This window comes from Pseudomonas sp. NFR02, from assembly GCF_900119375.1.
In the GTDB taxonomy this organism is placed as follows: domain Bacteria; phylum Pseudomonadota; class Gammaproteobacteria; order Pseudomonadales; family Pseudomonadaceae; genus Aquipseudomonas; species Aquipseudomonas paracarnis.
Window position 1 is genome coordinate 30,982 of record NZ_FPJJ01000002.1, and the last position, 18,051, is coordinate 49,032.

At 60.0% G+C, this 18,051-nt stretch carries 17 protein-coding genes, 1 tRNA gene and 2 pseudogenes; 14 read left to right on the forward strand and 6 right to left on the reverse strand.

Going from position 1 to position 18,051, the window contains the following annotated elements; translation table 11 throughout:
- Nucleotides 1-85 precede the first annotated feature (85 nt).
- The 4 genes and pseudogenes from BT199_RS05790 to BT199_RS05800 all read left to right on the forward strand — a co-directional run bounded on the left by BT199_RS05790 (nt 86) and on the right by BT199_RS05800 (nt 2,467).
- On the forward strand, nt 86-418 hold the full coding sequence (locus tag BT199_RS05790) for a DUF2790 domain-containing protein (protein WP_014716799.1): 333 nt from the start codon (nt 86-88) through the stop codon (nt 416-418).
- A gap of 186 nt (nt 419-604) precedes the next feature.
- Nucleotides 605-1,291, forward strand: a pseudogene (locus BT199_RS27640) (PAS domain-containing protein); the annotation flags it as partial.
- Nucleotides 1,292-1,399: 108 nt separating this feature from the next.
- Nucleotides 1,400-1,831, forward strand: a pseudogene (locus tag BT199_RS27645) (methyl-accepting chemotaxis protein); the annotation flags it as partial.
- 60 nt (nt 1,832-1,891) lie between these two features.
- Nucleotides 1,892-2,467 carry a flavin reductase family protein gene (locus tag BT199_RS05800; RefSeq protein WP_072434132.1) on the forward strand — a complete coding sequence of 192 codons (576 nt, stop codon included), beginning with the start codon at nt 1,892-1,894 and terminating at the stop codon, nt 2,465-2,467.
- A 139-nt stretch (nt 2,468-2,606) separates the two neighbouring features.
- Here BT199_RS05800 and BT199_RS05810 read toward each other — a convergent pair whose 3' ends face one another.
- The gene (locus BT199_RS05810; RefSeq protein ID WP_072434134.1) at nt 2,607-3,416 is read right to left on the reverse strand and encodes an AraC family transcriptional regulator; all 810 of its coding nucleotides are present in this window, start codon (nt 3,414-3,416) and stop codon (nt 2,607-2,609) included.
- A gap of 136 nt (nt 3,417-3,552) precedes the next feature.
- Between BT199_RS05810 and BT199_RS05815 the strand changes: the two genes are divergently transcribed.
- Nucleotides 3,553-4,191, forward strand: a complete 639-nt coding sequence (locus BT199_RS05815) for a LysE family translocator (protein WP_072434135.1) — start codon at nt 3,553-3,555, stop codon at nt 4,189-4,191.
- A 44-nt stretch (nt 4,192-4,235) separates the two neighbouring features.
- Nucleotides 4,236-5,333: a D-alanine--D-alanine ligase gene (gene ddlA / locus BT199_RS05820; RefSeq protein WP_038448779.1), complete on the forward strand. Its 1,098-nt coding sequence runs from the start codon at nt 4,236-4,238 to the stop codon at nt 5,331-5,333.
- Between the two features lie 22 nt (nt 5,334-5,355).
- Here the strand turns inward: ddlA and BT199_RS05825 are convergent, their stop codons facing one another.
- The 5 genes from BT199_RS05825 to BT199_RS05845 all read right to left on the reverse strand — a co-directional run bounded on the left by BT199_RS05825 (nt 5,356) and on the right by BT199_RS05845 (nt 9,810).
- Nucleotides 5,356-5,670 (reverse strand): helix-turn-helix domain-containing protein, encoded by a 315-nt coding sequence (locus tag BT199_RS05825; protein WP_019817027.1) that lies wholly within the window; start codon nt 5,668-5,670, stop codon nt 5,356-5,358.
- Between the two features lie 500 nt (nt 5,671-6,170).
- Entirely contained in the window at nt 6,171-8,000 is a 1,830-nt protein-coding gene (ggt, locus tag BT199_RS05830; RefSeq protein ID WP_072434136.1) for a gamma-glutamyltransferase, read from the reverse strand.
- Nucleotides 8,001-8,038: 38 nt separating this feature from the next.
- Nucleotides 8,039-8,818, reverse strand: coding sequence for a PhzF family phenazine biosynthesis protein (locus BT199_RS05835; RefSeq protein ID WP_020301448.1), 780 nt, complete (start codon nt 8,816-8,818; stop codon nt 8,039-8,041).
- 128 nt (nt 8,819-8,946) lie between these two features.
- A tRNA-Met gene (locus tag BT199_RS05840) sits at nt 8,947-9,023 on the reverse strand.
- 235 nt (nt 9,024-9,258) lie between these two features.
- Entirely contained in the window at nt 9,259-9,810 is a 552-nt protein-coding gene (locus tag BT199_RS05845) for an RNA polymerase sigma factor (protein WP_014716807.1), read from the reverse strand.
- Between the two features lie 264 nt (nt 9,811-10,074).
- Here BT199_RS05845 and BT199_RS05850 point away from each other — a divergent pair, with 264 nt between their 5' ends.
- From BT199_RS05850 to sctR, 8 genes are read left to right on the forward strand one after another with little or no spacing between them, the layout of a single operon-like run.
- A complete protein-coding gene (locus tag BT199_RS05850; RefSeq protein ID WP_014716808.1) occupies nt 10,075-11,139 on the forward strand; it encodes a TyeA family type III secretion system gatekeeper subunit in 1,065 nt (354 codons plus the stop codon).
- Entirely contained in the window at nt 11,136-13,229 is a 2,094-nt protein-coding gene (gene sctV / locus BT199_RS05855; protein WP_014716809.1) for a type III secretion system export apparatus subunit SctV, read from the forward strand. Before BT199_RS05850 ends, sctV begins: the two co-directional genes overlap by 4 nt.
- A 37-nt stretch (nt 13,230-13,266) precedes the next feature.
- On the forward strand, nt 13,267-14,166 hold the full coding sequence (locus BT199_RS05860) for an FHA domain-containing protein (RefSeq protein WP_072434137.1): 900 nt from the start codon (nt 13,267-13,269) through the stop codon (nt 14,164-14,166).
- Nucleotides 14,163-15,521, forward strand: a complete 1,359-nt coding sequence (locus BT199_RS05865; RefSeq protein ID WP_014716811.1) for a FliI/YscN family ATPase — start codon at nt 14,163-14,165, stop codon at nt 15,519-15,521. The genes BT199_RS05860 and BT199_RS05865 overlap by 4 nt, the downstream gene beginning before the upstream one ends.
- Nucleotides 15,508-15,936 carry a type III secretion system stalk subunit SctO gene (locus BT199_RS05870; protein ID WP_014716812.1) on the forward strand — a complete coding sequence of 143 codons (429 nt, stop codon included), beginning with the start codon at nt 15,508-15,510 and terminating at the stop codon, nt 15,934-15,936. The genes BT199_RS05865 and BT199_RS05870 overlap by 14 nt, the downstream gene beginning before the upstream one ends.
- A complete protein-coding gene (locus BT199_RS27210) occupies nt 15,933-16,391 on the forward strand; it encodes a type III secretion system HrpP C-terminal domain-containing protein (protein ID WP_014716813.1) in 459 nt (152 codons plus the stop codon). Before BT199_RS05870 ends, BT199_RS27210 begins: the two co-directional genes overlap by 4 nt.
- A complete protein-coding gene (locus tag BT199_RS05880; RefSeq protein ID WP_014716814.1) occupies nt 16,388-17,401 on the forward strand; it encodes a FliM/FliN family flagellar motor switch protein in 1,014 nt (337 codons plus the stop codon). The genes BT199_RS27210 and BT199_RS05880 overlap by 4 nt, the downstream gene beginning before the upstream one ends.
- Complete coding sequence (sctR, locus tag BT199_RS05885) at nt 17,398-18,051, forward strand: type III secretion system export apparatus subunit SctR (protein ID WP_014716815.1); 654 nt, start codon at nt 17,398-17,400, stop codon at nt 18,049-18,051. The genes BT199_RS05880 and sctR overlap by 4 nt, the downstream gene beginning before the upstream one ends.

An 18,051-nucleotide genomic window follows, 5' to 3' on the forward strand; every position in this document is an offset into this window, starting at 1 on the left:
AACAAATAAGTAATGTTCTGGTGAACCTGGCGTCAGGGTGGGTTGGTTAATCTCGACACTGAACTTTTCAGTCGAGGAAACCGCGATGAACTTTTATAAAGCAGGTTTGGCTGTATTAACGGCTGTGTTGTCATTCGGCGCACTGGCCGAAGGGGGTGGGGATCGCACCTTTGCCCTGATGATGGAGCGCAATGAGAAAGCCATGGCCGCCTACGCCATCAAAAAAGGCAAGCCGGTGCCCGAGGTCCAGGCGTACCGCTATGGCATGGACCTGGACATTGCCAAGGTCGTCAACGTGACGCCGCCGATCCGCTCGTGCAACGCCGTGCCGTCGCGCATGACCTATGAAGACTCCAGCGGCAAGCTCAATACCCTGGAATATCAGGTCATGGGCGTATGCCGTAACAATGGCGGTTGAAAATATAGTTCGGCCCAGGGCTCAAGCGCTCTTCAGAAAACCCCGGCAGCGCCGATGCAAGGGAGTACACCCACCTCACTTGCCTAACGGTGCCCCATGTTCAATACCCGCCTGAAGCAGGAGCTGACCGCTCTGCGCGAAGAATTGTCGAGCTTGCTTCAGGTGAAAGAGAGCCTGGAAAGCGAAATGCTCTGCCTGACGCTGGACCCTGAAGGCCGTGTGGAGTGGGCCAATGCCAACTTCCTGCAGGAGCTGGCTTACTCGCTGGGCGAGATTGTCGGGCGCGCGATCGAAGACTTGGTGCCGGCCCACGTGCGCCAGGACGAGTTCCAGCTGCGCTTCAAGCACGCGCTGGCCCGCGGCGAACACTTTGCCGGCGCCGTGCGCCTGATGCGCGGCAATGGCAAGGAAGCCTGGTTGCGCTCAATCGTGCAGCCGGTGCGCAGTTCTGAGGGGCGCATCAAGCAGTTTTCGATGTTCTCCAGCGACCTTACTCGCACCATCGAGAGTTCGCGTGAACATGAAAACCTGATCACCGCGCTGATGCGTTCTACCGCGTTGATCGAGTTCGATCTGGAGGGGCATGTACTCACCGCCAATGACCGCTTCCTCGGCGCCATGGGTTACAGTCTGGCGCAGATCGAAGGCAAACATCACCGTATGTTCTGTGAACCACAGGAATACAACAGTGCCGAATACCAACAGTTCTGGAAGCGCCTGAACGCCGGTGAGTTCGTCGCCGCGCGCTTCAAACGCGTGGACAGCCACGGCCGCCTGGTGTGGTTGGAGGCCACCTACAACCCGGTGCTGGACGCCAATGAGCGGTTGTACAAAGTGGTCAAGTTCGCCACGGTCATTACCGACCAGGTCAACCGCGAGCAGGCGGTGGCCGAGGCCGCCAATATTGCCTACAGCACCTCGTTGCAAACCGACGACAGCGCCCAGCGCGGTACCACTGTGGTCACCCAGGCCGTGGACGTGATGCGCGACCTGGCCCAGCACATGCAGCAGGCCGGCGAAGGTATCGAGGCGCTGAATGCCCAGTCCCAAGTGATCGGCAGCATCGTCAAGACCATCAGCGGCATTGCCGAGCAAACCAACCTCTTGGCGCTCAACGCCGCCATCGAAGCGGCGCGTGCCGGTGAACAGGGGCGGGGCTTTGCGGTGGTGGCCGATGAAGTGCGGCAATTGGCGTCACGCACCAGCAAAGCCACCGAGGAAATTGTCGGTGTGGTGCGCCAGAACCAGGACATGGCCCGCGACGCGGTGGCCTTGATGGCCGACGGTCGTGCGCAAGCCGAGCAGGGCCTGGCCCTGGCGGCGGAGGCGGGTACCGTGATCGTCGAGATTCAGGACGGTGCGCAAAAGGTGGTGAGTGCGGTCGGGCAGTTTGCCAATCAGCTGTCGAGCTGACCTGTCGGGCTTGTGCTTGAGGTATCGTAGGTCTTTTCTCGCTTGCAGAGCTGATCGACCATGAGCCCTACGTTCCGTCGCCCCGTCCCATTGTCCAAGGCTTACCGTTTGCTCAACCACGGGCCGACCGTGTTGGTGAGTGCAGCCCACAACGGCCAGCGCAATATCATGGCCGCTGCCTGGGCCATGCCGTTGGATTTCGAACCACCGAAAGTCGCGGTGGTGCTCGACAAGGCCACCTGGACCCGCCAACTACTGGAAGGCGCCGGCACTTTTGTGCTGCAGGTGCCTTGTGTTGCGCAGGCTGATCTGGTGCAGACGGTGGGCAATACCCGCGGCGTTGAAACCGACAAATTCGCAGCCTATGGCCTGCACACTTTCAGCGGTGAGCACACCGAGGCGCCGATGCTGGAAGGCTGCGTGGCCTGGCTGGAATGCCGCCTGCTGCCCGAGCCGCATAATCAGCAGGCCTATGACCTGTTCCTGGGCGAAGTGGTCGCGGCCTATGCTGATGAGCGGGTATTCAGCGAGGGGCGCTGGCATTTTGAGGGGCATGATGAACTGCGCACGTTGCACCATGTGGCGGGCGGAAACTTCCTGGCCATTGGTCAACCGGTTGTCGGGCGCCAGCTCTGACAGAGGCGCAAAGCCACGAAGATCAACTGTGGGAGCTGGCTTGCCTGCGATGGCATCACCTCGGTGTACCTGATGTACCGAGGTGTCTGCATCGCAGGCAAGCCAGCTCCCACAGTTTGAACGTATTCCAACCCAGTACTCAGCGTCCGAGCATTTTCACCCAACGCGATGGCGGCATGCCGTAGGTGCTGCGAAATTGGCGGGTCATGTGGCTTTGGTCGGTAAAGCCAGCGGTCATCGCCGCATCCACCAACGATTGGCCCTGGGCCAATAAGTGGCGCACCAGGTCCAGCCGGCGCATGGTCAGGTAGCGGTAGGGGCTGGTGCCGAACAACAGACGAAAATCCCGCGATAACGCCCAGCGGTCGCGGCCGGCATGGTCGGCAATTTCATCGAGGTTGATGCTGCGGCCCAGGGCGCTGTGGATGAATTCACGGGCGCGTTCGGCCGCGACGTAGTCGAAGGATTTACGGCGAATGAGGGCCCCGGACGCAGCGCTCAGCGCGTGGGCCAGGTCGAACATAGCGTCTTGTTCTTGCATCGGGTCTATCGGGCAATCCAGGCTCTGCAGCAACACTTCGCTGGCGCGGTGCAGCCGTGGGTCGGTGGACAAGCCGTCGGGGATAAACGGCAACGGCTGGCCACCGAGGATCTGCTGGATCAGCGCCGGCTCCACATAAATCATCCGATACTTGAAGCCTTCGTCGCTGCCGGCGCGACCGTCATGGGTTTCATCCGGGTGGATCACCATGGTGGTGCCAGGCAGGCTGTGGGTCGTGCCGCCGCGATAATGAAAACTCTGTACGCCGAACAACGTGCGCCCGATGGCGTAGGTGTCATGGCGATGAGGGTCGAAGGCAAAGCCGGCAAAGTACGCCTCGATACGGTCAAGGCCACTGGCGTGGGGCGCGCGGTGCAGCCAGTCGAGGGAGTGGATGGGGTTGCCCATGGTGACTTGTCACAAAAGGAAGTGGAAACACGTTAACTGAGTCTGCACCGGTTGTCTGCTGGGGTCTTGTACGATTGTGCAGGTGTGGGGCGAGGCCTATGCTCCCTGTTCGTATACTGCGCTGGTGGTGCTCCTCATGGATGTTTTCAACCCTGCCTATGTGGCGCCGCTGGTCTCGCTCGCGCTGCTGTGGACGGTCGCCGTGGTGACCCCCGGTCCCAACTTCTTCAATACGGCGCAGTTGGCCGCCAGCTGTTCGCGGCGTCACGGTGTGGTGGCGTCGGCGGGCGTGGCGACCGGCACGATTATCTGGGGGTTGGCTGGTGGCTTGGGCATCAAGTCGCTGTTTACCGCCGCGCCCATGTTGTACCTGGCGTTCAAGATCATCGGCGGCTGCTACCTGATCTATCTTGGGCTGAAGCTGTTCAAACGCTCGGCGCCGAGCACGGGGCAGACGGTGTTGCCCGATGAGCCGCGACGGTCACTATTTTCCGCATGGCGTTTCGGTTTACTGGGCAACTTGTCCAACCCCAAGGCAGCTCTGTTCGTCGCCACAGCCTTTGCCTCGACGATGCCACCGTCACCCTCGCCGGCGCTGTTGACGCTGGCGGTCATCACCATGGCTACCTTGTCGTTCAGTTGGTATTGCAGCGTCGCCCTGGTGTTTTCCAGCGAGCACATGGCCAACCTCTACAGCCGTTCGCGCAAGTGGCTCGACCGCTTTGCCGGGAGCTGCTACCTGTTATTCGGTGCACATCTGGTAGCGAATCGCTAACCACCCATGGTAAGAAGCCTTACTTTCAACAGTGAGGCCGGGTCATGAGCAAGGTGCGGGTAGGGATTATTTTTGGTGGCCGTTCGGCTGAGCACGAGGTCTCGCTGCAATCGGCGCGCAACATTGTCGATGCCCTTGATCGCTCACGCTTCGAGCCGGTTTTGATCGGTATCGACAAGGCCGGTCACTGGCACCTCAATGACACCTCGAACTTCCTGCTCAACCAGGAAAACCCGGCGCTCATCGCCCTCAACCAGTCCAACCGTGAATTGGCCGTGGTGCCCGGCAAGGCCAGCCAGCAAGTGGTAGAGACCTCTGGCCAGGGCGTGCTGGAACACATCGACGTGATCTTCCCGATTGTCCACGGCACCCTCGGTGAAGACGGTTGCCTGCAAGGCTTGCTGCGCATGGCGGACTTGCCCTTCGTCGGTTCCGACGTACTCGGCTCGGCGGTGTGCATGGACAAAGACATCAGCAAGCGCTTGCTGCGCGACGCGGGCATTGCGGTCACGCCGTTCATCACCCTTACGCGAGCTAATGCGGCGCGCACCTCTTTTGAAACGGCCGCTGGCAAGCTCGGTGTGCCGATGTTCGTCAAGCCCGCCAACCAGGGTTCGTCGGTGGGGGTAAGCAAAGTCGGCAGCGAAGCCGAGTACCGCGCTGCCGTTGAACTGGCGTTGGGGTTTGATGAGAAGGTGCTGGTGGAGTCCGCCGTCCAGGGCCGTGAGATCGAATGCGCCGTGCTGGGCAATGACGAGCCCATCGCCAGTGGTTGTGGCGAGATCGTGGTGAGCAGTGGTTTCTATTCCTACGACAGCAAATACATCGATGGCCAGGCCGCCCAGGTGGTGGTGCCGGCGGCGATCAGTCATGACGCCAGCGAGCGGATCCGCAGCCTGGCCATTGAGGCGTTTGAAGTGTTGGGCTGCGCCGGGTTGGCGCGGGTGGATGTGTTCCTGACGCAGGACGGCGAAGTGCTGATCAACGAGATCAACTCACTGCCCGGTTTTACCCGCATCAGCATGTACCCCAAGCTGTGGCAGGCGGCAGGCATGAGCTACAGCGAGCTGGTGAGCCGGTTGATCGAGCTGGCGCTGGAGCGGCATGCGGGGCGCAAGGGCTTGAAGATCAACCGCCAGTGATTGGCCCGAAGCAGTAACGCGATCAGGCGTTACTGAGTACTTCGCGAAAAACGTCCGGCCTTATGGCCGCAATATGCAGTAGCGAACGTGCTGCTCCGGAAGGTGCGCGACGCCCTTGCTCCCATTCTTGAAGGGTTCTTACTGACACGCCCAGAAGCTCGGCAAATTTGGGTTGTGAGAGCCCTGTCTTGCTTCTTGCTTCGGCAGCCTGAGTGACCTCAACGTGCTGCACGGCACCGTAACGTCCCGCTTTGACATCCTGAATGGCTGTGAGTAGTTCTTCGCCTATATTGCGTTTGGCGTCACGTTCCTTCAGTTCTTTATCAGTGAGTGGCATGGTTCATTTCCTTTGCGATTTTGTACAGGATATGTGCCGGAATATTCTCCGTGGCGCTCTTGCCATAAATCAGTAGCGCGACGACTGCTCCGCACTCCAGTTGTGTGGTGTAGATGACCCGCACTGATCCACTTTTACCCCGGCCTCCATGCTCCAGCGTATCTTTCGGCAACCTCCCGAGCGCGGAATGACATTTCCAGCATCAGGATGGCTGGCGAGAAACGCCATGAAGATACCTTTTTCATCTTCAGTCCAATAGTCAGGCCATTGCCTGCTGAAGAGAGGGGATTCTATGAGAGTGAACACGCGAAATTCTACGTCTTTGACGTAGCCTCTGGCAAGAAAGGGCGGGCCAGAAAATCGCAGGTGAGATGGGGCTGCTCAAGAAGGTTTTTATCGCAAAAGATGACATGGCACTTTGAGTTCTGGCGCTCCGCGTAGGATTTAAGGCGTAAGGGTGCAGGTCTTTTTTTATAAGCCTGTACGGATAGATCAACACCTTAATCACCCAACGCCTCACCTTCACGCCGAGGGTCCGCGCCACCACTGAGCGTCACCTTACCCTGGGCATCCCGTGTGCGCACGATGGCCTGCACGCCGCTGGTCATCTCGATCTCGCTCAGGGCGTGGCTCTTGTCCTTGAGCGCCTGTTTCAGCGCCGGACTGAACAGCCCAGCTTCCAACTCGGTAGCACCATTGCGACTGCCAAAGTTGGGCAGGCTGATGGCCGCCTGCGGGTCGAGCTTCCAGTCGAGCATGGCCACCAGGGATTTACTCACGTACTCGATGATCTGCGAGCCGCCGGGGGAGCCGACGGTAGCCAGCAGTTCGCCCGAGTTGCGGTCGAACACCAAGGTCGGCGCCATGGCCGAGCGTGGGCGTTTGCCCGGTTGTACGCGGTTGGCTACAGGCTGGCCGTTTTCTGCGGGGATGAACGAGAAGTCGGTCATCTGGTTGTTGAGCAAAAAGCCCTGGACCATCACATGAGAGCCGAATGCCGCTTCAACCGTGGTGGTCATCGACACGGCGCCGCCCTGGTCGTCCACCGCCACCACCTGTGAGGTGGAGATGCGCAGCGGCGAGCGGTCTGGCGCATACGCTACCTGAATACCGGCGGGTTGGCCGGGCTTGGCGATGCCCATGCTGCGTTCGCCGATCAGCGTGGCGCGCTGCGCCAGGTAACTCGGTGCGACGAGGCCGGCGACGGGTACGGGGGTGAAGTCTGCATCGGCCACGTACAGCGCGCGGTCGGCAAAGGCCAGGCGCCCGGCTTCGGCGAGCAGGTGCACGGCCTCGGGTGTCGGCTCAAGCCCGGCCGGCGAGGCACTCTTGACCGGTGTCATAGGGGCGATGGCCAGGCGCGGGGTGCGGTTTTCCAGCGCCTGCAGTGTCCCGAGGATCTGCGCCACGGCAATCCCGCCCGAGGACGGCGGTGGCATGCCGCAGACCTTCCATTGTTTGTAGTCGGTGCACAGCGGTGCGCGTTGCTTGGCGGTGTAGCCCTTGAGATCAGCCTGGGACAGGCTGCCGGCATTGCGATGGCCCTGCACCTTGCGTGCGATCTCATCGGCAATCGATCCTTGGTACAGCGCATCCGGCCCTTCCTTGGCGATGCGCTTGAACACCGCGGCCAGAGCCGGGTTTTTCAACAGCGTGCCGGTGGCTTTTGGCGAGCCATCGGCATTCAGGAAGTACGCCGCCATGTCGGGCGATTGCGCGATAAAACGGTCAGCCGCGATCAAGCTGTGCAAGCGTGGGGAAATGGCGAAGCCTTGCTCCGACAGGCGAATCGCCGGTTCAAACAGCTTGGCCCATGGCAAGTGGCCGCTCTTTTTGTGCGCCATCTCCAGGGCGCGCAATACCCCTGGAGTGCCCACCGAGCGCCCGCCAATCTGCGCATCCGTGAACGCCATGGGCGTACCGTCGGCCTTCAGGAAAAGACGCTCCGTGGCCCCGGCCGGCGCAGTTTCGCGGCCGTCATAAGCCTGCACGTTGTGCCCATCCCACAGCATGATGAACGCACCGCCGCCGATGCCGGAAGACTGCGGTTCCACCAGGGTCAATACCGCTTGCATGGCAGTCGCCGCATCAATGGCTGAACCGCCTTGACGCAGCATTTCACGCCCGGCTTCAGCGGCCAGCGGGTTGGCGGCGGCGGCCATATGGCGCTCGGCGTGGCGGGTGCTCAGGTCGGTGCGGTAGCCCGAGCCCAGCTCTGGCGCCGGAGGCTGTTCGTTGACGGGCGTGTGGCAGGCGGCGAGGGCCAGGGTTGCGGCGATGACTGTCAGACTGCGGCGGGAAATCAAAAACACGCGCTGAACTCCGTTCATGTTGAGAAGGTGCTGTGGTCCTTGGGCTACTGCGTTGTTTACAGGTAAATCGTGCCTTGCATGTACAGCACGGCCTTGCCGGAAATAATCACCCGGTCACCCTGCAGTTCACAGCGCAGCTGGCCCTTACGCTGGCCGCCTTGCTCGGCGCTCAATTGCGATTTGCCCAGGCGCTCGGCCCAGAAAGGTGCCAGCGACGTGTGCGCCGAGCCGGTAACCGGGTCTTCATTAACGCCCACATTCGGGCCGAACCAGCGCGAGACAAAATCAAACCGAGTGCTTTTAGCGGTCACCGCAACCCCGCGTTTAGGCAGGCCTTTGAGCCGCGCAAAGTCCGGTGTGAGAGCCGCCACCTGTGCTTCATCTTCCACCAGCACGATGTAGTCGTCGGTGCCAAACACCTCGGCGTTTTCAAGCCCCAGGGCGCTCAACATGCCGTGGGGCGGCTCGCAGCGTTCGGGTTTTTTGGCCGGAAAATCCATCGCCAGCTCATCGCCGTTGCGCGTTACCCGCAACTCGCCGCTACGGGTGGCAAAGCGCAGAACCTGCGGGGCGTCCGCCAACTTGTGGATCAATACCCACGCGGCTGCCAACGTGGCATGGCCGCACAGATCCACCTCGACTTCCGGCGTGAGCCAACGCAACTCATAGAACTCGCCACGGGGTACAAAGAACGCGGTTTCCGAAAGATTATTCTCGGCTGCAATCTGCTGCAGTTGCTCGTCGGCCAGCCACTCAGTGAGTGGGCACACCGCTGCCGGGTTGCCGCCGAAGGGATGGTGGCTGAAAGCGTCGACTTGGTAGATGTCCAGTTGCATCGGGGCACTCCGTGTTTAGGGGAGGCAGGACACTAACAGTGGGGTTGGGGGGCGTCAAAATACAGTTGGGGAGTTTTTTTGCGCGCATAAAAAAACGGCCCACCTTTCGGTAAGCCGTTTTTAGTACTTGGTGGCTACACAGGGACTTGAACCCCGGACCCCAGCATTATGAATGCTATGCTCTAACCAACTGAGCTATGTAGCCAAGTGGCGCGCATTATTCGCTTGGAACGGCAATGCGTCAAGCGTTTTTGTTGAAAATTTTTCTACGCTTTCAACTGTTTAAGCCAAAGCGCTGATTTTGGCGACGGGCGGTGGCGAATGCACCGTGCATGAGGGGAGCGCAAGCGCTAAGCGTCTTCGAAGGTCTACTCACGGGCCCAGTCCGACAGTGTTGGGCAGATATCCCTGTCGCCCAACGCTTGACTGGCTAGTTCAACTTACTGATGCAGTGGGGTGTGGGTGACGCGCTTGAGCTGTTCGCGTGCCCGTGACAGGCGCGAGCGCACGGTGCCGATAGGAATGTCCAGTACGTCGGCGGTGTCCTGGTAACTGCCGTCGGTTTCCAGGGAGGCATACAGTGTTCTGCGCATCTCTGTGGGCAAGTGATCAATTGCGCTCAGGGTATTTTCCAGGCGTCGGTTGACCTCGAATTCCCAATCCAGGCTGTGGTTTTCTTCATGGCCATGCCACAGCGACTCGTCGAATTCGCAATGAGAGGGCTTGGCATACAGGCGCCGGAAGTGATTGCGGATCAGGTTCTGCGCGATGCCACACATCCAGGTGCTGAGCGTCGCGGTACCACTGAAGCGCTCGCGATTGCGCCAGGCCTCCAAGTAAGTCAGTTGCAATAGATCATCCGCGTCTTCCGGGTTGAGGACCCGTTTGTGAATGAAGCGCCGCAGTTTTTTCTGTTGATCGTCTGTCAGATGGAGCATGAATTGAGGCGAATTGCCACCAAGGTGAACTAAGGCTTCAATAGGGATATTCATGATTTTTTCCTTAAGGTAGACGCAGTCGAAAACGTATCGACAGGAACCCGATTGCACTGCGTGTGCCAAAGAGAAAAAATCGTTTAATAGCTTGATATACATAGATAAATATTTTGAATGGAGGTGTTTTTACGCAGACTTTTGCACGGGGGACCAGGTGCCTGTGCAAGTCTTTTCAAACCCGGCTCAGCCTCAAATTTCTATGGAACCGTATGGGTGGGCCTCGCCACACAGGGAAAACACTCTTCCTGAACTGGCCTGTCCATGAAAGTCGAATCTCGCAACGATGTGCAAACGGTCCAAAGCTCGGATCAACCTGTTATCAACACTGGCTCCGTGCCTGCACCTGCGAAGGGTGTCGACGAACTGGCCCATCTGTTCAATCAGGAAGTGGAGCTCAATAAGCTCCCGCTGGCCCATCGGCAAATGGGCGTGCGCGTGCCTGCGGCTGAAAAGCTGGTGGAGCTTTATGACCAGTTGGGTCACCCGGCCCAGGCGAGCATGGCTTCGGTTTCGCGCCGAATCAGGATGCAGTTGCTGCAAAGCGCCAGTCTCGAAAAATTGCTCGACCTCGCCGGAGGCGACCCGGCGCGTGCTTTCGTGGTGCTCAAGCATGTGGTGAGCGAGGCGGACGCTGAAGTCCGTAAATCCGAAGCGGCCCTGGCACACGCAGCCATCGCCAAGCTGGAGGCGCGTTTCAAGGGCGAAATCCAGGCCGGCCTGAACATCGCCTTAACACTGCAAGCCGCCAGCGTGGACCCCGAGGAGCGCCAGGCCCTACGTGCGCTCTACTACGCCAGCGTGGTCACGCGCCAATCCCTGGCAACAATGATGCAAGCCCTGCTGGGTGTATACGGCGGTGATGGGTTTCAAGAAGGGCTTAACGTGATGCGTAAAGCCCTGGCAGACGATATTGCCGCCTTGGTGTCCTCGGTGCCTACACCATTGCTGCGCTCCTTGCTGGTGGGGCTGCGAAGCTGCGGGCAGTTGAGCGCAGTGCTGGCCAGTTGCGTGACGTGCAAGCAGCGCCTGGAGATGGAGGATGAGGCCGTTACGCTGCTGCAGCGCCTGCTCGGATATGCCAGCAGCGGCATAGGCGCCGATGAAATTCTGCGGTTGGGGAATGAGATGGGGAGTGGTTCGCCTACCAGGCAATTAACAGCTCTCAACGCGCTTTACCCTCTGATCCGGCAGTTACCTTTGGCCTTGTGGCCTGACACCAGAGTCCGTGAGGAAACCTTGTTCAAGTTTGTAGCGGTGATGGACGAACTGAACCGGATCGATGGCGGAACCCAGCGTTCTCCTGAGCTGGCCGAGGCTATGACGTGACCCTGCTGTCGACCATCAATGGCTTACTGCTCAAAGTGGCACAGCGAGCTGAAGTGCTGGGCGCTGTGGTGGTCATGGCCATTATCTTTATCTTTATCGTTCCACTGCCGACCTGGCTGGTAGATATTCTGATTGCTCTCAATATCTGCATATCTTGCCTGTTGATCGTACTGGCGCTTTATCTACCGGGCCCTTTGGCGTTCTCGTCGTTCCCGTCGATCCTGTTGTTGACCACTATGTTTCGATTGGCGCTGTCGATCGCGACCACGCGCCTGATCTTGTTGGAACAGGACGCCGGTGACATCGTTGAGGCGTTCGGTAATTTTGTGGTGGGGGGAAACCTGGCGGTGGGGATGGTGATCTTCCTGATCCTGACCCTGGTCAACTTCCTGGTGATCACCAAGGGTTCGGAGCGGGTTGCCGAGGTCGCGGCGCGATTTAGCCTGGATGCAATGCCGGGTAAGCAGATGTCTATCGACAGCGATTTGCGTGCCGGGTTGATTGACGGTGTGCAGGCGCGCGACAAACGCGATCAGCTGTCGCGTGAAAGCCAGCTGTTTGGGGCCATGGATGGCGCCATGAAGTTCGTCAAAGGCGACGCCATCGCCGGTTTGATCATCGTCGTGGTCAACCTGTTGGGCGGCTTCTCCACGGGCATGTTCCAGCACGGGTTGAGCGCTGCCGATTCCATTTCGTTGTATTCGGTGCTGACGATTGGCGATGGCCTGATAGCACAGATTCCAGCGCTGCTGATCTCTCTGACTGCGGGCATGATCATCACCCGCGTGGCGCCGGATGGACGCAAAGGCGTCAGTAACATGGGCGTCGAAATTGCTCGGCAAATGACCAGCGAGCCCAAGAGCTGGGTGATTGCCTCGGTGGGAATGCTTGCGTTTGCCCTAGTGCCGGGCATGCCTACCCTGGTGTTTATTCTTATCGCGCTGATCACCGGCTGTGTGGGTTACTACCTGGTACGCCAGCGTCAACGACAGGCAGAGCCCGCCAACGAAGCCGCTGAGGTCGTTCGACCTGAAGAGAACGGTAAAGAGGACTTGCGCGGATTTGATCCGTCGCGCCCCTACCTGTTGCAGTTTTCCCCCGTGCTGCGCGGAACGCCTGAGGTGACGGACCTGATTCATGGGATTCGCCAGGCGCGAAACTCGCTGGTCGCCAATATCGGCCTGACATTGCCGCCGTTCGAAGTTGAACTCGATGATTCCCTGGCCGCCGATGAAATGCGCTTTTGCGTGCATGAGGTGCCCATGGTCAGGGCGTCAGTGGTCAACCATGTGGCTGTTGAGCGCAAGGCGCTGACGGTTGAGCCTGAGCACGCCATACCGGGGCTGGCTGAGCGGGATGAACAGGATTGGCTCTGGTTGCCTCCTGATGATCCGCTGCTGGAGGACCCAGAGCTGGAGCGCTTCACGGCTACGCACCTGATCCTGGAGCGCATGAGGCAGGCAATGATGCTTAGCGGGCCGCAGTTCCTGGGGATTCAGGAGAGCAAGTCGATCTTGAGTTGGCTTGAGCATAACCAGCCGGAACTGGTGCAGGAACTGCAGCGCATCATGCCGCTCTCGCGTTTTTCGGCGGTGTTGCAACGCCTGGCCAGTGAAGGCGTACCGCTGCGAGCAGTGCGGCTGATTGTCGAGTCGCTGATCGAGTACGGGCAGCATGAGCGTGAGCCGGAAGCCCTGGCCGACTATGCGCGCATTGCCCTCAAGGCACAGATCTACCACCAGTACAGCGAGGCCGATGGCCTGCATGCCTGGCTGTTATCTCCGCAGAGCGAAAACATCCTGCGCGAGGCGCTGCGCCAGACCCAGACCGGCGTGTTTTTCGCGCTGGACGAGAACCACAGCGCGGCCTTTATCAGTTTGCTCAACCAAGCCTTTGTTCTAAGGGCCAAGAGCAAAAGTGTGATGTTGGTGGCGCAAGACTTGCGCAGCCCATTGCGGACCTTGCTGCTGGAAGAGTTCAACCATGTACCGGTGCTGTCTTTCGCTGAGTTGGGAAGCACATCCAAGGTCAAGGTCCTGGGGCGCATAGACCTGGGCCAGGAAGCCTTGATGCGGGGGGCGGCGGCATGAGCCTGCGGCCATGGTTAATACGAAGGAGGGCTCGATAATGTATGAGCTAAGGGTGCTTGATGGCCAGCGCCAGGGCGCTGCGTTGCCGTTGTTTGGCGAACAATGGAGCATTGGCGCCCAGGCAGATGCTGACTTGGTGCTGAACGATCCAGGGGTTGCCGAGCAGCATGCGTTGCTGCGCTTTTTTGAGGCTAACTGGTCGGTGCAGGCCCAGGCGGAACTGTTGTACGGGGCTGCTGGGCAAGCCATGGCGCAGATCCCGAATCTGGCATTGAACGTGCCCTTTCTGGTGGGCAGCGTAAGGTTGTGCGTCACCCTGGCGGATCAACCGTGGCCCGAGCCTGTGGCGCCGGCGGCCGCAGCGGTGCCATCGCCGGATGAACCCGCGCAGGCACTGATGTTGTCCGCCATTGCGCCCTCGCAGCAAAAGCGCTTGATCAGCCTGGTGCTGGTGATGGCGATCATCATCGCCGTAGTGGGCATGGTCTCGACAGGGGAGCATGAGGCCCAGGCTTCGCTGATGCCTGCGGTGGCTGGCAAACAGGAACTGGCCTCACCGATTGATGTGCGCCAACAGTTGGTGAAGATGCTTGGCGAGCGTGAGTTGAACCCGCGCATCGGCTTGCAGGTGATCAACGGCCAAGTCGTGCTGAGCGGGGATGTTTCCCAGGAAGATGTGGAGTTGGTGTCGCGGATGCTCAGCCGTTTTGGTGAGCAATTCGACAGTGCGGTGCCGGTGATCAGTCGTGTCCGTGTGCGCGATGAGGCCTTGCCGTTCAGGATTGTGCAGATAGTGGGCGGACCGAACGGCCACGTGGTTCTGGAAGAGGGGAGCCGGCTTTTTCTGGGGGATCAGGTAGATGGCCTGCGCCTGGTGTTGATCGACAACAGCAAGGTGGTTTTCGACGGCGCGCAGCGTTATGAGGTGCTTTGGTGAGTACGCAATTGCAAGCGCGTCTCGACGCCTGGCAACAGCGCCAGGCCCAGGCGCTGAGCAGCTTTGCGCCAGTGGCGATGCGTGGTCGCATCCAGCGCGTCAATGGCATGTTGCTGCAATGCCGATTGCCTCAGGCGCGCATCGGCGATTTGTGCCAAGTGGAAAAAGGGCCGGGCGATTTCATGCTCGCCGAAATCATCGGCTTTGATCAGCAGGATGCAGTACTCAGTGCCCTGGGTAATCTGGAAGGCGTACGAGTGGGCGCTGGCGTTGAGCGCCTGGGCGTTTCGCATCGTGTGCAGGTCAGCGAGGCGCTGTTGGGCCAAGTACTGGATGGTTTCGGGCGACCGATTACGGGGCAGGGCGCCAGTGCGTTTGTCGAAGCTGAACTGCCCGATACCAGTGCGGTGCTGTGTGAAGCGCCGTTACCCACCGAGCGCCCGCGGATCAACCGTGCCCTGGCCACTGGGGTGCGTTCCATTGATGGCTTGATGACGCTGGGTGAAGGCCAGCGCGTCGGTCTGTTCGCCGGGGCCGGTTGCGGCAAGACGACCTTGTTGGCCGAGATCGCCCGTAACGTCGAATGCGACGTCATCGTGTTCGGCCTGATCGGCGAGCGAGGCCGCGAGTTGCGTGAGTTTCTCGACCATGAGCTGGATGAGCAACTGCGCTCCAAAGCGGTACTGGTGTGTGCTACGTCTGATCGCTCCAGCATGGAGCGCGCTCGCGCTGCATTCACCGCCACGGCGTTGGCTGAAGGTTTCCGGCGCAAGGGTCAACGGGTGTTGTTGCTGATTGATTCCCTGACTCGTTTCGCCAGGGCCCAGCGCGAAATTGGCCTGGCTGCCGGTGAGCCCCTGGGACGCGGTGGTCTGCCGCCTTCGGTGTACAGCTTGCTGCCGCGTCTGGTGGAACGCGCCGGGTTGACCCGTGACGGTGTGATCACAGCGATCTACACGGTGCTGATCGAGCAGGACTCCATGAACGACCCAGTGGCCGACGAAGTGCGTTCGTTGCTTGACGGCCATATCGTGCTGTCGCGCAAATTGGCCGAGCGTGGGCACTATCCGGCGGTGGATGTGCTGGCGAGCCTTTCACGAATATTGAGCAACGTCGCAGAACCTGCGGATATCCAGGCGGGCACGGCGTTGCGGCGTTTGCTATCGGCGTACCAGCAGATTGAGTTGATGCTCAAGCTGGGCGAGTACCAGCCTGGCAGCGATGCCCTGACGGACCTGGCGGTGAACAGTCGCCAAGCGGTGGATGGTTTCCTGCGCCAGGATTTGCGTGAGCCGACACCGATGGCTGTCACGCTGGAGCAACTCAAGGAGCTGACCGCCCATGTCCCATTCTGACGTACTGCTCGGTGAGGTGGAGACGCTGCGGCGCCTGCGCAGGCACCGGGCCGATCGGGCCGAGCGTGCCCTGCGTGAGGCCAAGCGTGCGCAGCAGGCCCTGCTTGCGCACATCCAGCAGGCCCAGGAAGCACTTGAACAGACTCGGCAGGAGGAAGCCCGGCAAAGTGCGCAGTTGCTCAGTCAGCATCAGGGCCAGACCCTGACCTTGAAGGGGCTGAAATCCTGGCGCGCGCAGGAACACTCCTTATCCGCCAGCACCCAGCGAGAAGAGGGGCAGCTTGAGGCGTTGCGCAGCCAACGGCCAGTAAAAGAAAGCCACGTTGGCAAAGCCCAGAGGCAAGCCACCGAATGCTTGCGACAGGTCGAAAAGTTACAGGAGTTATCACTTTTACTGGCACGGGAGCCGGCATGACTAAGGTTGCTAATAAACCCCCTCAAAGACCGCCCCTGCGTGAGCCACGGGAAGAACGTGAGCCGGGAACAGCGGGCGTGGTGCCCTGGGAGCAAGGGCGACTGTTTGCGCGGCTGTTTGCTGATGAGCGTGAGGGCACAGGGACGGGAGCCTCCTTATCGGGAAAAAAATCAGCATCCGGTATCGCCATGATCGAGGCGCTCGCCGAACAGCTGGCGCCGCGTGTATTGGCCGGTTCGCAATGGCCGTTGCAGGCAGTGTTGTACTTGCCACGTCTGGGACGGATCAATGCCAGCGTGCGCCGAGAACAGAGCGCCTGGACCATTGAGCTGGAAGCAGAACAGGGCGCCACGGCACGGTGGCTCAGTGGCGTACGACAGCAGTGTGAGGAACGTTTTGCGCAAGCGCTGGGGCGGCCAGTCAGCGTACTTGTGCCAAGCGTCGGCAACCTATGATCGTACCGCTACTGACATTCCCGTCGATCAAGAGCGACTTGGTTGCCGCACGCAACCGACTGGGGCGCGGCCTGTACCTGCCGTTCCATGTCGCGGGTCAGGCCGGTGAGCTGCGGCTTGAGCCTGGACGTGCGCCAGTTGGCAGTGAAGCGGTGTGCTTTGACACGCAGTGCGGCGTGCTGGCGCTCGCTAAGGCAGGGCCGTTGCTCAGCCTGATGGGCGAGTGTCCGGTGACCCTCGCTGGGGCCGACAACGAACCAGACTCCTGGTTCTGGGCGTTGTTCCAGTATTACCTGAGCCCCGAAGTGCGGTCGTTGTTGGGTTATGTGAGATTGCTGCACACCGAGCGACCAAGGGGGTTTGGCTGCCGCCTCACCGTGACCCTGGGGGCATCCTGGGCTGAGGGTTATGCCTGGTTGAGCCCCGAAAGCTTTTTGGCCTTGCACGAGGCGAGTTCCTGGCGGGCCACGGCTGCGCCACTGCCGTTGTCGTTTCAATTGGCAATTGCCGTGACCCTTGGGCGGTTGCGGTTACCGATTGTACAGGCCAGTAGCCTGCGGACCGGCGATGTGCTGGTGCTTGAACAGACCTTTTTCCAGGCCCTGGGCAGCGGCTATGTGCAGGTTGGCAGAGAGCGCCTGCACGGGGGCATTGACGATGACAACGGGCGGTTACGTTTCATTCTTACTTCTATCGAGGACATGTCCGTGGACGAAGATTTAGCTGTACCTCATTACTCGGGGCATGAAAACGATGAACCTGTCATGGACGTATTCGGCCCCGAGCCGTTCGATGAGTTGAGCATGACGCTGAACGTACGCTGCGGAACACTGAACCTTACCCTGGGGGAGCTGCGTAACCTCGTGCCCGGCTCGGTATTGGGCATTGCCGGTTTCGCCCCGGGCACGGCGGGACTGTATTACGGTGATCGACCCATCGGCCAGGGACAGTTGGTGGAAGTTGACGGGCGTCTGGGGTTGCAGTTGTCCCGAGTGGTGTTCGGTCGATGATTCTTCAGGGGCTGGACCCGGTAGTTCTGGCGGTATTTCTGGGGGCGTTGTCGTTGATGCCCATGCTGTTGGTTGTCTGCACAGCCTTCTTGAAAATCGTGATTGTGCTGATGATTACCCGCAATGCCATCGGCGTACAACAGGTGCCTCCAAGCATGGCCATCAACGGAATCGCCCTGGCTGCCACCTTGTTCATCATGGCGCCGGTGGGTTACGAGATCGCCGAGAACCTTAAGGCTTCGCCTCTGGACATGACCAACGTGCAAACGTTTCTGAGTACCGGCAATGAGGCCATCAACCCCTTGCGTGCCTTCATGCTGCGTAATGTGGACCCGGATGTGCTGACCCATCTATTGGAAAATACCGCACGTCTGTGGCCAGCGAAAATGGCGCAGGAGGTGCAGCGTGAGGATCTTATCCTGCTGATTCCGGCCTTTGTGCTTTCGCAATTGCAGGCGGGGTTCGAGATCGGGTTCCTGATCTACATCCCCTTCATCGTGATCGACCTTATTGTTTCCAACCTGCTGCTGGCGCTGGGTATGCAGATGGTCTCGCCGATGACCATTTCCCTGCCGCTCAAGCTGCTGCTGTTCGTGCTGGTGTCTGGCTGGTCGCGGTTGCTCGACAGCCTGTTCCTTTCTTATCTCTGA

What these genes read in the sequence shown, in the direction of transcription:
- BT199_RS05835 (WP_020301448.1), bottom strand. Translation starts at nt 8,818, where the DNA reads ATGCAACTGGACATCTACCAAGTCGACGCTTTCAGCCACCATCCCTTC.
- BT199_RS05825 (WP_019817027.1), bottom strand. Translation starts at nt 5,670, where the DNA reads ATGCCACTCACTGATAAAGAACTGAAGGAACGTGACGCCAAACGCAAT.
- BT199_RS05860 (WP_072434137.1), top strand. Translation starts at nt 13,267, where the DNA reads ATGTATGAGCTAAGGGTGCTTGATGGCCAGCGCCAGGGCGCTGCGTTG.
- ddlA (WP_038448779.1), top strand. Translation starts at nt 4,236, where the DNA reads ATGAGCAAGGTGCGGGTAGGGATTATTTTTGGTGGCCGTTCGGCTGAG.
- BT199_RS05850 (WP_014716808.1), top strand. Translation starts at nt 10,075, where the DNA reads ATGAAAGTCGAATCTCGCAACGATGTGCAAACGGTCCAAAGCTCGGAT.
- BT199_RS05880 (WP_014716814.1), top strand. Translation starts at nt 16,388, where the DNA reads ATGATCGTACCGCTACTGACATTCCCGTCGATCAAGAGCGACTTGGTT.
- BT199_RS05810 (WP_072434134.1), bottom strand. Translation starts at nt 3,416, where the DNA reads ATGGGCAACCCCATCCACTCCCTCGACTGGCTGCACCGCGCGCCCCAC.
- BT199_RS27210 (WP_014716813.1), top strand. Translation starts at nt 15,933, where the DNA reads ATGACTAAGGTTGCTAATAAACCCCCTCAAAGACCGCCCCTGCGTGAG.
- ggt (WP_072434136.1), bottom strand. Translation starts at nt 8,000, where the DNA reads ATGAACGGAGTTCAGCGCGTGTTTTTGATTTCCCGCCGCAGTCTGACA.
- BT199_RS05815 (WP_072434135.1), top strand. Translation starts at nt 3,553, where the DNA reads ATGGATGTTTTCAACCCTGCCTATGTGGCGCCGCTGGTCTCGCTCGCG.
- BT199_RS05845 (WP_014716807.1), bottom strand. Translation starts at nt 9,810, where the DNA reads ATGAATATCCCTATTGAAGCCTTAGTTCACCTTGGTGGCAATTCGCCT.
- BT199_RS05870 (WP_014716812.1), top strand. Translation starts at nt 15,508, where the DNA reads ATGTCCCATTCTGACGTACTGCTCGGTGAGGTGGAGACGCTGCGGCGC.
- BT199_RS05800 (WP_072434132.1), top strand. Translation starts at nt 1,892, where the DNA reads ATGAGCCCTACGTTCCGTCGCCCCGTCCCATTGTCCAAGGCTTACCGT.
- BT199_RS05790 (WP_014716799.1), top strand. Translation starts at nt 86, where the DNA reads ATGAACTTTTATAAAGCAGGTTTGGCTGTATTAACGGCTGTGTTGTCA.
- sctR (WP_014716815.1), top strand. Translation starts at nt 17,398, where the DNA reads ATGATTCTTCAGGGGCTGGACCCGGTAGTTCTGGCGGTATTTCTGGGG.